The organism is Escherichia sp. 94.0001, from assembly GCF_013369155.2.
Taxonomy (GTDB): Bacteria; Pseudomonadota; Gammaproteobacteria; order Enterobacterales; family Enterobacteriaceae; genus Escherichia; species Escherichia coli_F.
In genome coordinates this window covers 1-12,885 of the sequence record NZ_JABWMS020000085.1, presented here as the reverse complement: position 1 = coordinate 12,885, position 12,885 = coordinate 1, and the positions used below count along the sequence as shown (strand labels likewise).

Genomic DNA, 12,885 nt, shown 5'->3' with positions numbered 1-12,885 from the left:
TACGGTTCTACTCCTGCACAGGCCTGATAAGACGCGCCAGCGTCGCATCAGGCAAGACCGTATTAATTCGGTGTATAACCCATTACCACGCCACTTAAGCCAGAAAGCTGCTTGAGTTCACCCAGCGAACCTTTCAGCTTATCTTTCGAGGCATCTGGCCCAACCAGAATACGGGTAATTTTACCCTGCACCGGCGTGGATGGCGACGTATAAACCCGATAACCCGCGCCGCGCAGCTTACCGACAATCTCATTCACTTTATCGGCATTTTTCAGCGCGCCCAGCTGGACGACATACGCTTTACCCGTCGGGGCGGCTTTTTCTTCCACGATCGGCTTCGATTCTGGCTTCGGCGCAGGTGGTGCTTCAACCTTTGGCTTAAGCGGTTCCACCGGTTTCGGCTTCGGTGGAGCGACCGGTGCAGGTTCCGGTTCAAACTCGGTGTTATTGGCTGCAATAGTGGCCGGATCGAGCGACGGTGCTGCGGCATCACCTGCCCGTACCTCTTCCGCTGCGCCTTCCGGCGGCTGCGTCGGCAGCGCCTGGGTGGCGGCTGGCATCATATCAGGCTCATCGCGATCGCCCGCTTTTGGCACCAGCGGGATAGCCGCGAACTCATCCTGATAATGTTTTTTCTGCCCGTCCAGCAACCCTGGAAGTACAATCACCCCCAGCGCCACCAGCACGATCGTACCCACTAACCGATTCTGAAACTTACTTGCCACCGCTTCTCCTCGCGTCAATCACTTCCATGACATGTGCGACCGTGTGGAACGAACCACACACCAGCACGGTATCTTCCGCTTTAGCGTCCGCCATTGCGGCATCCCATGCCTGCGCCACGCTATCAAATGATTTGCCGTTACCCAAATGCTCAAGCAGTTGTTCTGCCGTGGCACCGCGCGGCCCTTCCAGTGGCGCACAATACCAGTCATCAACCACGCTTTTCAACCAGGCCAGAGTTCCGGCAATATCTTTATCATGTAGCATACCGATAACCGCCAGCACGCGCCCGTTTTTCGGTAGCGCTTTCATACGCCCGGTGAGATATTCCGCCGCATGTGGATTATGCGCGACATCAAAAATAACGCGTGGCGACTCGCTCACAATCTGGAAACGTCCCGGCAAAATTGCGCTGGCAATCCCGTCGCGAATGGCATTTTCACTGACCTCCAGCCCGCTGGCACGCAGTGCCGCCAGTGCCGTTGCGGCATTCGGTTGCGGGACAAGCGGCAACGGCAGATTTTCCAGCGTGCCGTAAGCATCGCTGAACGTCCAGTCATTGTCACTGACGGAATAGTTCCACTCAACGCCCCGACGTTGTAGCAGTGCGCCTTTTTCTTGCGCCACATCAGCAATGGTAGAAGGCATTTCAGGCTCTCCGACAATTGCCGGTTTTTCATTGCGGAAAATCCCTGCTTTCTCACGACCAATGCTTTCGCGATCTGGCCCCAACCAGTCGGTATGATCCAGCGCAATGCTGGTCACCACCGCAACATCAGCATCGACAATATTGGTTGCATCCAGACGTCCGCCCAGCCCTACTTCCAGAATCACCACGTCAAGTTGTGCCTGTTTGAACAGCCACAACGCCGACAGCGTACCGTACTCGAAATAGGTCAGGGAAATATCACCGCGTGCTGATTCAATCTCCGCAAAAGAGGCTGTGTGGGCCGATTCCGGCAATTCCTGGCCCTGCACACGAACGCGCTCGGTATAACGCACCAGATGCGGCGAACTGTAGACGCCCACTTTGTACCCTGCCGCCATCAGAATCGACTCCAGCGTACGGCAGGTGGTGCCTTTGCCATTCGTACCCGCAACGGTAAATACAAATGGCGCTGGTTTCAGAACGCCAAGACGTGCCGCGACCTGGCTTACGCGCTCAAGGCCAAGATCGATAGTTTTACTGTGCAGGTTTTCCAGATAAGAAAGCCACGAAGCCAGAGGCGACGCGGCTTGAGGAGTGCGTTTGATAATCATGGTATCCGCTGATTCGTTACGGTGAGAATAGCAAAAGGGCAGAGCCAGTGGCCCTGCCCTTATCAGTTATCAGGCCTCAGGTTCCTGATCCGGTACCGGTGGCACCACTACGCCTTCACGCGGCGCTTCAGGATTCGGCGCTGGCAAATTCATCAACTTCGCCAGAATGCTCGCCAGTTTCAGGCGCATTTCCGGACGACGGACGATCATGTCGATGGCGCCTTTCTCGATCAGGAATTCACTGCGCTGGAATCCTGGCGGCAGTTTTTCGCGAACGGTCTGTTCGATAACACGCGGACCGGCAAAGCCGATTAACGCTTTCGGTTCAGCGATGTTGAGATCGCCCAGCATGGCGAAACTTGCAGAAACACCGCCCATGGTCGGGTCGGTCAGCACGGAGATGTACGGCAAGCCGCGCTCCTGCATTTTTGCCAGCGCCGCAGAGGTTTTCGCCATCTGCATCAGCGACATCAGTGCTTCCTGCATACGTGCGCCACCAGAGGCGGAGAAGCAGATCAGCGGGCAGTTATCTTCCAGCGCCTGCTCAACGGCACGTACGAAACGTGCACCTACCACAGACCCCATGGAACCGCCCATAAAGGCGAACTCGAATGCCGCAGCGACAACCGGCATTCCATACAGGGTGCCTTTCATCACCACCAGCGCATCTTTTTCGCCGGTTTCTTTCTGCGCAGATGCCAGACGGTCTTTATATTTCTTGGAGTCACGAAACTTCAGCACATCTTTCGGCTCAAGCTCGCTACCCAGCTCCACAAGGCTTCCTTCATCTAACAGGCTATGCAGGCGATTACGCGCTGTCATACGCATGTGATGGTCACACTTCGGACAGACCTCAAGATTACGTTCCAGCTCAGCGCGGTATAAAACCTGACCGCAGCTATCACACTTAGTCCACACACCTTCAGGAATGCTCGCCTTGCGGGTGGGAGTAATGTTGCTTTTAATTCGTTCAATCCAGCTCATTAGGGACCTTTCTGTCTGAACCTGGTTCGATGCCAGTTTTATCTTTGGGGACGCATAATGCCATTTTTGCCCCCAACAGACCATGAATGTTGCACATTAAAACATAACAGCCCGAAACTTTGGATAAAAAAGTGGTCGAACCGCGGAGTTACTTTTTATTTTGCGGCGCGTGCCGCAGCGCGTTTGTGACGGATAATTTCGATGACGCCCGGCAAAATGGAAACCACAATAATCCCGACGATCAGCAGCTTAAGGTTATCCTGAACCATCGGAATTGTACCGAAGAAATAGCCTGCGTAGGTAAAAAGCAGTACCCACAACAGTGCGCCGATCACGTTATAGGCAGCGAAATGACGGTACGACATGTGGCCCATCCCTGCGACAAAGGGGGCAAACGTTCTGACGATTGGCACAAAACGGGCGAGAATAATGGTTTTGCCGCCGTGTTTTTCATAAAACTGATGAGTTTTGTCGAGATAGCTACGACGAAAAATTTTCGAGTTCGGATTACTGAATAATTTCTCACCGAACAACCGTCCTATGGTGTAGTTGACCGCATCACCAACAATCGCGGCAATTAACATCAGTACGACCATCATATGAACATTGAGATCGTTGGTTTCAAGCGAGGCCAGTGCCCCTGCAACAAACAGCAGCGAATCTCCCGGTAAGAACGGCGTTACCACCAGACCGGTTTCACAGAACAAAATCAAAAACAGGATGGCATAAACCCAGACGCCGTACTCTGCGACCAGTTCTGCCAGATGCACGTCAATGTGCAGGATAAAATCGATGAGGAAATAAATCAGGTCCATATTTGCCTATGCCTTGTACTCGTTATCTCTCAGGCCGTAACTACGTTGGCTACAGCCTGAAATGTTCCGAGCATTATTCTCGTTAGTCCGCCAGAAATAGCGGGCCCATTGGCGGTTTTGGAAGATCAAACCGGTCAGGGTAATCCACCGCGACCAGATACAGCCCTTCCGCTTTTGCCGTTGCTGCCGCCAGCGTTCTGTCCTTTGCTGCCAGCAGTTCTGCTATCCAGCTCTCCGGCTGGTTGTTGGCACCGACTTCCATCAGGCTGCCGACAATATTCCTCACCATATGATGTACAAAGGCATTTGCTTTGATATCTACCACCACATAAGGACCGTGACGCGTGACGTTAATATGCATAACATTGCGCCACGGGGTTCGGGACTGGCACTGCACCGCACGGAACGAGGTGAAATCATTCTCGCCCAGCAGGCATTGCGCGGCCCGATGCATCCGTTCAGCGTCCAGCGGTTCGTAAAAATGGGTTACCCCTTTACTCAGCACTGCCGGACGCAGCCGATGATTGTAGATGATGTAGCGATAACGGCGAGCCGTGGCGCTAAATCGGGCATGAAAATCATCAGGTACAGCTTTAACCCAACGCACGGCGATGTCACCAGGTAAATTCGCATTTACGCCCAACGTCCACGCAGCGTCTTTACGCTGCGCGGTAGTTTCGAAATGCACAACCTGCCCTGTACCGTGTACGCCTGCGTCGGTACGCCCAGCACAAAAGACGGTGATCGGTTCGTTCGCCACCTGGGAGAGTGCCTTTTCCAGCTTCTCCTGCACACTGCGTACTTCGTTCTGCCGTTGCCAGCCGTAATACTTACTACCGTCGTACTCAATGCCCAGCGCAATTTTGTAAACTGGCGGTTGTTGCTGGTCGGACATTAGTACAGATACTCCTGCACCAGTTTCTCGGCGATTTTTACTGACATCAGCGCGCCGCCAAAGCGAACATTATCGGCCACTGACCAGAACTGGACTTGCTCCGGCATACCGTAGTCATTGCGTACACAGCCAACGGAAAGATGCGGCGTACCAGAAGCATCCCCCACCTGCGTCGGGAATTCGTTCTCTTCAGAGAGCACAATATCTTCGCCCTGGGCAAACGCATCACGCGCTTCTTCTGCCGCCAGCGGACGCAGAGCTTCAAAGTTGACCATCTGAGCATGACCGTAAAATACCGGTGCCTGAACAACACTTGCCGAAATCATCAGCCCTTCGTCTTGCAGAATTTTGCGTACTTCGTCAACGATACGACGTTCTTCACGCACGCTACCTTCGCTATCCGGCAGTAACGGCAGCATATTGAACGCCAGCTGACGACCGAAGAAATCTTCTTCGTCAATCGGAATACCGTTCAGCAGTTTCGCGCTCTGCCCTGCTAACGCATCGACCGCTTTTTTACCCTGGGCGGAGGCAGAAATCAGGCTGGTGACGCTGATACGTGACAAACCGCCCTGATCGATTAACGGTTTCAGTGCTGCCAACAGCTGGCTGGTCAGGCTGTCCGGTACGGCGATGACATTTCGGTTGCGGTAATCGGTCAGTACAAACGGGTTTACTTCCGGCACCACCAGCGGTACGTCAGGTTCGAGAGCAAACAATCCGCTGCTGTCGATAACCAGGCAGCCTGAGTTGGTCGCTTCTTCAACCCAGGCAGCGGTAGCTTCTTTGCCTGCGACAAAAAACGCCAGTTGCGCCTGCGTCCAGTCGAATTCAGCGGCATCCTGCACGGTGATTGTCTTACCACCAAAGCGCAGTTGTTCGCCTGCGCTTTCGTTACGTGCCAGTGCATAAATTTCCCCAACCGGGAACTGACGTTCAGCCAGCGTTTCAAGCAGGGCTTCGCCCACAGCGCCAGTTGCGCCCAGGACGGCAATGTTCCAGCCTTCAGACATGGTGGTTTACTCCAGAAATAGCAAAGCTCTCTGCCAATGTTACAGCAGAGAGCATGAAGAAGAGATTAACGTGCCGGATGATGAACGGCGTTAAAACCCAGTTTACACAGCAATGATGCCGCACTGGCGTCATCACAAATCACATACAGAGATGACCATTCACGGCGCTCAAGATAGTTTTTGCGCAGTTTATCGAACTCACCCGGTATCCCGGCGACTTTACGCAGCGGTGCGTCATCGCGGCGCACATCATACACCAAATGCACCAGCCTTTTCAGTGTCGGTTGATCGAGCGGACCATGCAGTGTAATACGGCCAAACTCTGGCGCGGGCAGCAACGTATCCAGCGCAACGTGTTGTTCATGCCCAATAAACTTGCTATAGGCTTCAAACACTTGCGTCGTGCCACGGGCTTTACCTTCGAGGGTGTAGCCCGCAATATGCGGCGTGCCGATATCCACTTTTTTCAGCAATTCTACGTTGAGTTCCGGTTCGCCTTCCCAGACATCCAGCACTACGCTTAACTTCTGACCTTCATTCAGACAGGTCAACAGGGCAGTATTATCGACGACTGCGCCACGGCAGGCGTTAATCAAGATCGCTCCCGGCTTCAGGTTACGAATCAGTTTTTCGTCCGCCAGATGCAGCGTTTTGTACGGTCCGTCTTTAAAGAGTGGCGTATGGAATGTCAGGATATCCGCATGCTGGACTAATTCATCCAACGAACGGAAATCGCCCTCATCCCCACGATCGGCACGCGGCGGATCGCAAAGCAAGGTTTTGATCCCCAGCGCTTCCAGTCGCGCCTGTAAACGCCGACCAACGTTACCAACGCCCACGATCCCCACGGTACGCTCATGCAGTGAAAATCCATCGCGTTCAGCAAGCATCAGCAGTGAGGAGAAAACATATTCCACCACCGCAATCGCATTACAGCCAGGTGCTGCGGAAAAACCAATTCCCACCTGCTTTAACCATGCTTCATCGACATGGTCGGTTCCCGCTGTGGCTGTGCCAACAAATTTAATGGGTTTTCCTGCCAGCAAAGATTCATTCACTTTCGTGACCGAACGCACCATCAGCGCATCCGCGTCTGCCAGTTGAGCTACTGGGATTGGACGCCCCGGAACCGCAGTCACCTCACCCAAACGGCTAAATAAGTCGCGGGCATAAGGCATATTTTCATCAACAAGGATTTTCACGTTTGTGTTACCTGTATGAGACGAGAGTTAACCGGACAAGTGTGCCATAATCTCGCGGCCAGGCATACTTGCGATGATTTCAGGTATAAGGATACGTAATGATACAACCTATTTCCGGCCCTCCTCCTGGGCAACCACCAGGTCAGGGAGATAACCTGCCGTCTGGCGCGGGCAATCAGCCTTTATCCAGTCAGCAACGTACTTCGCTGGAAAGCTTAATGACGAAAGTGACTTCGCTGACGCAACAGCAAAGAGCAGAACTGTGGGCGGGTATCAGGCATGATATTGGCCTGTCGGGAGATTCGCCGCTACTTTCGCGTCACTTTCCCGCCGCTGAGCATAATCTGGCGCAACGTTTGCTGACCGCGCAAAAAAGCCATTCTGCCCGCCAGCTTTTAGCCCAATTGGGTGAGTATTTACGCCTGGGGAATAATCGTCAGGCGGTCACGGATTATATTCGTCATAACTTTGGTCAGACGCCACTGAATCAGCTCTCACCGGAGCAATTAAAAACCATTCTCACCCTGTTGCAGGAAGGGAAGATGGTTATCCCGCAACCGCAGCAGCGCGAGGCGACCGACCGTCCGTTATTACCGGCGGAGCACAATACGCTCAAACAGCTGGTTACCAAACTTGCGGCGGCAACGGGAGAACCCAGCAAGCAGATCTGGCAATCGATGCTGGAACTTTCCGGGGTGAAAGATGGTGAGTTAATTCCAGCGAAACTGTTTAACCATCTGGTGACCTGGCTGCAGGCGCGTCAGACGCTAAGCCAGCAAAATACGCCGACGCTGGAATCACTACAGATGGCGCTGAAACAACCTTTAGACGCCAGTGAACTGGCGGCGTTATCGGCATATATCCAGCAAAAATATGGCCTTTCTGCGCAATCATCGCTTTCTTCAGCCCAGGCTGAGGATATCCTTAATCAGCTTTATCAACGGCGGGTTAAAGGGATTGATCCGCGTGATATGCAACCGCTGCTTAATCCTTTTCCACCGATGATGGACACGTTGCAAAATATGGCAACGCGTCCCGCGCTGTGGATACTATTAGTCGCGATTATCCTGATGCTGGTCTGGCTGGTTCGTTAACCCCGACGAAACGACAGTATCGTGACAATAATTCCCAGCACCGCAGAGATCGCCCCGGCAAGAAATACCGATGAGTAACCAAACGTGGTCGCCAGCATTCCCGCCAGCGGCCCGGAGACGCCGAGGGCGATATCCTGAAACGCGGCGTATCCGCCCAGCGCGGTGCCACGAACTTGTGACGGTACGCGTTTAACCACCTCCACACCCAGCGCTGGAAAGATAAGCGAACATCCAGCTCCGGTTAAGGCCGCGCCCGCTAAAGCGACCCACGCACCTGGCGCCTGCCAGAGCAGCAACAAGCCCACTGTTTCTACAAGCAGAGAAACAATCGCCACTTTCACGCCGCCAAAACGGTCCGGCATCCAGCCAAACATGACGCGCATCACGACAAATGCGCCGCCAAACGCGGTAAGAGTAAAGCCCGCCATCGCCCATCCTTTGCTGGCAAAGTAGAGCGAAACGAAAGTTCCGATAACCGCAAAACCAACACCTTGTAGCGCCAGACCTAACCCTGGTTTCCAGATAAGCCCGACAACGCTCCACAGCGATGGACGTTCTCCCGCCAGGGCCGGTACTTTGCGCACTGTGCCGTTACAGGCCCACGCCAGTATGGGTAATGCCATTGTGGTGAGCGCCAGGGCAGCAAAACCGTAATGGCTATGAATCAACAGGCCAAGCGGCGCACCAACAGCGAGGGCACCGTAAATAGCCATTCCGTTCCATGACATCACTTTGCCGGAATGTTTTGGCCCAACGATGCCCAATCCCCAGGTCAGAGCCCCCGTCAGTAACTGGCTTTCACCAAAGCCAAGAATCAAACGTCCGACGACCAACAGAGCAAATTTGAACGGTGCGGAGACGGGCAAAATCGCCGCCAACAGCAGTGCGCCCCCCGCCAGACCACAAGCTAACATCCCCTGAAGCGCCGAACGTTTTGCACCATATTGATCGGCCAGTCGCCCGGCATAGCCACGCGTCAGCACCGTAGCCAAAAACTGAATGCCGACGGCAATCCCGACCATGGTGTTGCCATAGCCCAGCTCATGATGAACAAACAGCGGGATAACCGGCAATGGTAACCCTACGGTCATGTAGGTGAGAAAAACCGCAAAAGCGATGCGGAAAAGCGAAAAATTGGCAGAAGATCGTGTTTCGGTTTGGCTTACAGCAGTCATGCATTACTCCAGAATGCAGCGCAAGGCGAGGAATTTCCCCGTCTCATCTCTCTGGTTTCAGGGTTACGGTACGCGTTGGCAGGATTTAACGCGTACGTCTTTTCAGAAGGAAATCGACAAAGCGGGAAGTTTGCCTGGAACAGGCGGCGATTGTCAATGATGTGAAAAAGGGAACCATCGGGTTCCCTTTTTCTTTAGTGCCGGAGGCGGCATTGGCGCGTATCGTCGGATGCGACGCTGACGCGTCTTATCCGACCTACTCCGAATTAATCTTTCAGCTTACGCATTACCAGCGTGGCGTTGGTGCCACCGAAGCCGAAGCTGTTAGACATAACGGTAGTCAGTTCGCGATCGGTCGTTTCGGTCACAATGTTCAGACCCGCAGCCTGCTCGTCCAGCTCTTCAATGTTGATGCTCGGTGCGATAAAGCCGTGTTCCAGCATCAGCAGAGAGTAGATAGCTTCCTGCACACCCGCAGCGCCCAGAGAGTGACCGGTCATTGCTTTGGTTGCAGAAATCGCCGGGCTCTTATCACCGAATACTTCACGGATAGCCGCCAGCTCTTTCACGTCGCCAACCGGAGTTGAAGTACCGTGAGAGTTCAGGTAGTCGATTGGCGTATCAACACCGTGCATCGCCATCTGCATGCAGCGAACTGCGCCTTCGCCAGACGGAGCAACCATGTCTGCACCATCAGACGTTGCGCCGTAACCAACGATTTCAGCATAGATGTGAGCCCCACGCGCCAGCGCGTGTTCCAGTTCTTCAACCACCACCATACCGCCGCCGCCAGCGATAACGAAACCGTCGCGGTGAGCGTCGTAAGTACGGGAGGCTTTTTCTGGGGTGTCGTTGTATTTAGTAGACAGCGCGCCCATCGCGTCGAATTCGCAAGCCATTTCCCAGCACAGCTCTTCGCCGCCGCCAGCAAACACAATGTCCTGTTTGCCCAGTTGGATCTGCTCTACTGCGTTACCGATACAGTGTGCGGAAGTCGCACACGCGGAGCTGATGGAGTAGTTAACGCCGTGAATTTTAAACGGCGTGGCGAGGCAGGCAGAAACGCCAGATGCCATCGCTTTGGTGACCACATACGGGCCAACCGCTTTCAGGCCGCGCGGGCTACGCATAGCGTCAGCGCCGAACACCTGGAAACGCGGGGAACCGCCGCCAGAACCTGCAATCAGGCCAACGCGCGGGTTATTCTGATAAGCTTCCGGGGAGAGGCCAGCATCTGCAATTGCCTGCTCCATAGAAAGGAATGCATAAATGGATGCGTCGCTCATAAAGCGCACAACTTTGCGGTCAATGAGGCCAGTGGTATCCAGTTTTACGTTGCCCCAGACGTGGCTACGCATGCCGGAATCCTTCAGCTCCTGAGAGAAAGTGATCCCTGAACGTCCTTCACGCAGAGATGCCAGGACTTCCTGCTGGTTATTACCGATGCTGGAAACAATGCCCAGGCCAGTAATCACTGCACGTTTCATTCAATACCTCTGTAAGTCGCACATAGAGTAAGTTTCGAATGCACAATAGCGTACACTTGTACGCCGAACAAGTCCGATCAGCCAATTAATAGAGAAATTTGCGCAGCCTGACACACATCGCTAAGATCGAGCCACCGCCTGTAAGACGAGTAACTTACGTGAAACACTACGCCATACAACCTGCCAACCTCGAATTTAATGCTGAGGGTACACCTGTTTCCCGAGATTTTGACGATGTCTATTTTTCCAACGATAACGGACTGGAAGAGACACGCTATGTTTTTCTTGGGGGTAACCAATTAGAGGCACGCTTTCCTGAACATCCGCATCCTCTGTTTGTGGTAGCAGAGAGCGGCTTCGGCACCGGATTAAACTTCCTGACGCTATGGCAGGCATTTGATCAGTTTCGCGAAGCTCATCCGCAAGCGCAATTACAACGCTTACATTTCATTAGTTTTGAGAAATTTCCCCTCACTCGTGCGGATTTAGGATTAGCGCATCAACACTGGCCAGAACTGGCACCGTGGGCAGAAAAACTTCAGGCGCAGTGGCCTTTGCCCTTGCCCGGTTGCCATCGTTTATTGCTCGATGAAGGCCGCGTGACGCTGGATTTATGGTTTGGCGATATTAACGAACTGACTAGCCAACTGGACGATTCGCTAAATCAAAAAGTAGACGCCTGGTTTCTGGACGGCTTTGCACCAGCGAAGAACCCGGATATGTGGACGCAAAATCTGTTTAACGCCATGGCAAGGCTGGCGCGTCCGGGTGGCACTCTGGCGACATTTACGTCTGCCGGTTTTGTCCGCCGGGGTTTGCAGGAAGCCGGATTCACCATGCAAAAGCGCAAAGGGTTTGGGCGTAAACGGGAGATGCTTTGTGGGGTAATGGAACAGACATTACCCCTCCCCTGCTCCACGCCGTGGTTTAACCGTACGGGTAGTCGCAAACGGGAAGCGGCGATTATTGGCGGTGGTATCGCCAGCGCATTATTGTCGCTGGCGCTATTACGTCGTGGATGGCAGGTTACACTTTATTGTGCGGATGAGGCCCCCGCGCTCGGTGCTTCCGGCAATCGCCAGGGGGCGCTGTATCCGCTCTTAAGTAAACATGATGAAGCACTAAACCGGTTTTTCTCCAATGCGTTTACATTTGCTCGTCGGCTTTACGATTTATTGCCTGTTAAATTTGATCATGACTGGTGCGGCGTCACGCAGTTAGGCTGGGATGAGAAAAGTCAGCACAAAATCGCACAAATGCTGTCGATGGATTTACCCGCAGAACTGGCTGTGGCCGTTGATGCTAAGGCGGTTGAACAAATTACGGGCGTTGCGACAAATTGCAGCGGTATTACTTATCCGCAAGGTGGTTGGCTGTGTCCGGCAGAGCTGACCCGTAATGTGCTTAAGCTGGCACAACAGCAGGGTTTGCAGATTTGTTATCAACATCAGTTAAAGGATTTATCCCGTCAGGATGACTGTTGGTTGTTGAATTTTGCAGGAGATCAGCAAGCAACACATAGTGTGGTGGTACTGGCGAACGGGCATCAAATCAGCGGTTTCAGCCAAACGTCGTCTCTGCCGGTGTATTCCGTTGCCGGTCAGGTCAGCCATATTCCAACAACGCCGGAACTGGCGAAGCTGAAGCAGGTGCTGTGCTATGACGGTTATCTCACACCACAAAATCCGACGAATCAATATCATTGTATTGGTGCCAGTTATCATCGCGGCAGCGAAGATACGGCGTACAGTGATGAAGATCAGCAGCAGAATCGCCAGCGGTTGATTGATTGTTTCCCACAGGCGCAGTGGGCAAAAGAGGTTGATGTCAGTGATAAAGACGCTCGCTGCGGTGTGCGTTGTGCCACTCGTGATCATCTGCCAATGGTAGGCAATGTCCCTGATTATGATGCAACGCTCGCGGAATATGCCTCTCTGGCGGAACAGAAAGACAACGCGGTAAGCGCACCGGTTTATGACGATCTCTTTATGCTTGCGGCTTTAGGTTCGCGTGGTTTGTGCTCTGCCCCGCTGTGTGCCGAGATTCTGGCAGCGCAGATGAGCGACGAACCGATTCCGATGGATAGCAATACGCTGGCGGCGTTAAATCCAAATCGGTTATGGGTGCGGAAGTTGTTGAAAGGGAAAGCGGTTAAGGCAGGGTAATCTGCTTTGGCAGCGTTTGTCGGATGCGGCGTGAACGCCTTATCCGACCTACGTGAAACCTGTAGGCCTGAT

Annotated in this window: 11 protein-coding genes; 2 read left to right on the top strand and 9 right to left on the bottom strand. The window is 53.5% G+C overall.

The window, feature by feature from the left end; all coding sequences use genetic code 11:
* Window positions 1-62 precede the first annotated feature (62 nt).
* The 7 genes from dedD to pdxB all read right to left on the bottom strand — a co-directional run bounded on the left by dedD (window position 63) and on the right by pdxB (window position 6,892).
* A complete protein-coding gene (gene dedD / locus HEN33_RS22480; protein WP_032184708.1) occupies window positions 63-725 on the bottom strand; it encodes a cell division protein DedD in 663 nt (220 codons plus the stop codon).
* Window positions 715-1,983, bottom strand: a complete 1,269-nt coding sequence (folC, locus tag HEN33_RS22475) for a bifunctional tetrahydrofolate synthase/dihydrofolate synthase (protein ID WP_105283871.1) — start codon at window positions 1,981-1,983, stop codon at window positions 715-717. Before folC ends, dedD begins: the two co-directional genes overlap by 11 nt.
* Before the next feature lie 69 nt (window positions 1,984-2,052).
* Window positions 2,053-2,967 (bottom strand): acetyl-CoA carboxylase, carboxyltransferase subunit beta, encoded by a 915-nt coding sequence (gene accD, locus HEN33_RS22470; protein ID WP_000118404.1) that lies wholly within the window; start codon window positions 2,965-2,967, stop codon window positions 2,053-2,055.
* A 155-nt stretch (window positions 2,968-3,122) separates the two neighbouring features.
* Window positions 3,123-3,782 carry a DedA family protein gene (locus HEN33_RS22465; RefSeq protein WP_000364335.1) on the bottom strand — a complete coding sequence of 220 codons (660 nt, stop codon included), beginning with the start codon at window positions 3,780-3,782 and terminating at the stop codon, window positions 3,123-3,125.
* Between the two features lie 82 nt (window positions 3,783-3,864).
* Window positions 3,865-4,677: a tRNA pseudouridine(38-40) synthase TruA gene (gene truA / locus HEN33_RS22460; protein ID WP_001283592.1), complete on the bottom strand. Its 813-nt coding sequence runs from the start codon at window positions 4,675-4,677 to the stop codon at window positions 3,865-3,867.
* Window positions 4,677-5,690 carry an aspartate-semialdehyde dehydrogenase gene (locus HEN33_RS22455; protein WP_032184711.1) on the bottom strand — a complete coding sequence of 338 codons (1,014 nt, stop codon included), beginning with the start codon at window positions 5,688-5,690 and terminating at the stop codon, window positions 4,677-4,679. The genes truA and HEN33_RS22455 overlap by 1 nt, the downstream gene beginning before the upstream one ends.
* 65 nt (window positions 5,691-5,755) lie before the next feature.
* Window positions 5,756-6,892, bottom strand: coding sequence for a 4-phosphoerythronate dehydrogenase PdxB (gene pdxB, locus HEN33_RS22450; protein WP_176263702.1), 1,137 nt, complete (start codon window positions 6,890-6,892; stop codon window positions 5,756-5,758).
* A 98-nt stretch (window positions 6,893-6,990) separates the two neighbouring features.
* On the opposite strand from pdxB, the gene flk reads away from it, so the two are divergent.
* A complete protein-coding gene (gene flk, locus HEN33_RS22445; protein WP_000615830.1) occupies window positions 6,991-7,986 on the top strand; it encodes a flagella biosynthesis regulator Flk in 996 nt (331 codons plus the stop codon).
* Here flk and HEN33_RS22440 read toward each other — a convergent pair.
* Together HEN33_RS22440 and fabB are read right to left on the bottom strand one after the other, a co-directional pair.
* Window positions 7,983-9,161, bottom strand: a complete 1,179-nt coding sequence (locus HEN33_RS22440) for an arabinose transporter (RefSeq protein ID WP_032184713.1) — start codon at window positions 9,159-9,161, stop codon at window positions 7,983-7,985. The genes flk and HEN33_RS22440 overlap by 4 nt on opposite strands.
* Before the next feature lie 266 nt (window positions 9,162-9,427).
* The gene (gene fabB / locus HEN33_RS22435) at window positions 9,428-10,648 is read right to left on the bottom strand and encodes a beta-ketoacyl-ACP synthase I (protein WP_000817187.1); all 1,221 of its coding nucleotides are present in this window, start codon (window positions 10,646-10,648) and stop codon (window positions 9,428-9,430) included.
* A gap of 158 nt (window positions 10,649-10,806) precedes the next feature.
* Here fabB and mnmC point away from each other — a divergent pair, with 158 nt between their 5' ends.
* On the top strand, window positions 10,807-12,813 hold the full coding sequence (gene mnmC / locus HEN33_RS22430; protein ID WP_176263703.1) for a bifunctional tRNA (5-methylaminomethyl-2-thiouridine)(34)-methyltransferase MnmD/FAD-dependent 5-carboxymethylaminomethyl-2-thiouridine(34) oxidoreductase MnmC: 2,007 nt from the start codon (window positions 10,807-10,809) through the stop codon (window positions 12,811-12,813).
* Window positions 12,814-12,885 lie beyond the last annotated feature (72 nt).

Bases quoted from the DNA above. Each gene is read 5' to 3' on its own strand.
- accD (WP_000118404.1), bottom strand. From the start codon at position 2,967: ATGAGCTGGATTGAACGAATTAAAAGCAACATTACTCCCACCCGCAAG.
- truA (WP_001283592.1), bottom strand. From the start codon at position 4,677: ATGTCCGACCAGCAACAACCGCCAGTTTACAAAATTGCGCTGGGCATT.
- flk (WP_000615830.1), top strand. From the start codon at position 6,991: ATGATACAACCTATTTCCGGCCCTCCTCCTGGGCAACCACCAGGTCAG.
- fabB (WP_000817187.1), bottom strand. From the start codon at position 10,648: ATGAAACGTGCAGTGATTACTGGCCTGGGCATTGTTTCCAGCATCGGT.
- HEN33_RS22465 (WP_000364335.1), bottom strand. From the start codon at position 3,782: ATGGACCTGATTTATTTCCTCATCGATTTTATCCTGCACATTGACGTG.
- HEN33_RS22440 (WP_032184713.1), bottom strand. From the start codon at position 9,161: ATGACTGCTGTAAGCCAAACCGAAACACGATCTTCTGCCAATTTTTCG.
- folC (WP_105283871.1), bottom strand. From the start codon at position 1,983: ATGATTATCAAACGCACTCCTCAAGCCGCGTCGCCTCTGGCTTCGTGG.
- HEN33_RS22455 (WP_032184711.1), bottom strand. From the start codon at position 5,690: ATGTCTGAAGGCTGGAACATTGCCGTCCTGGGCGCAACTGGCGCTGTG.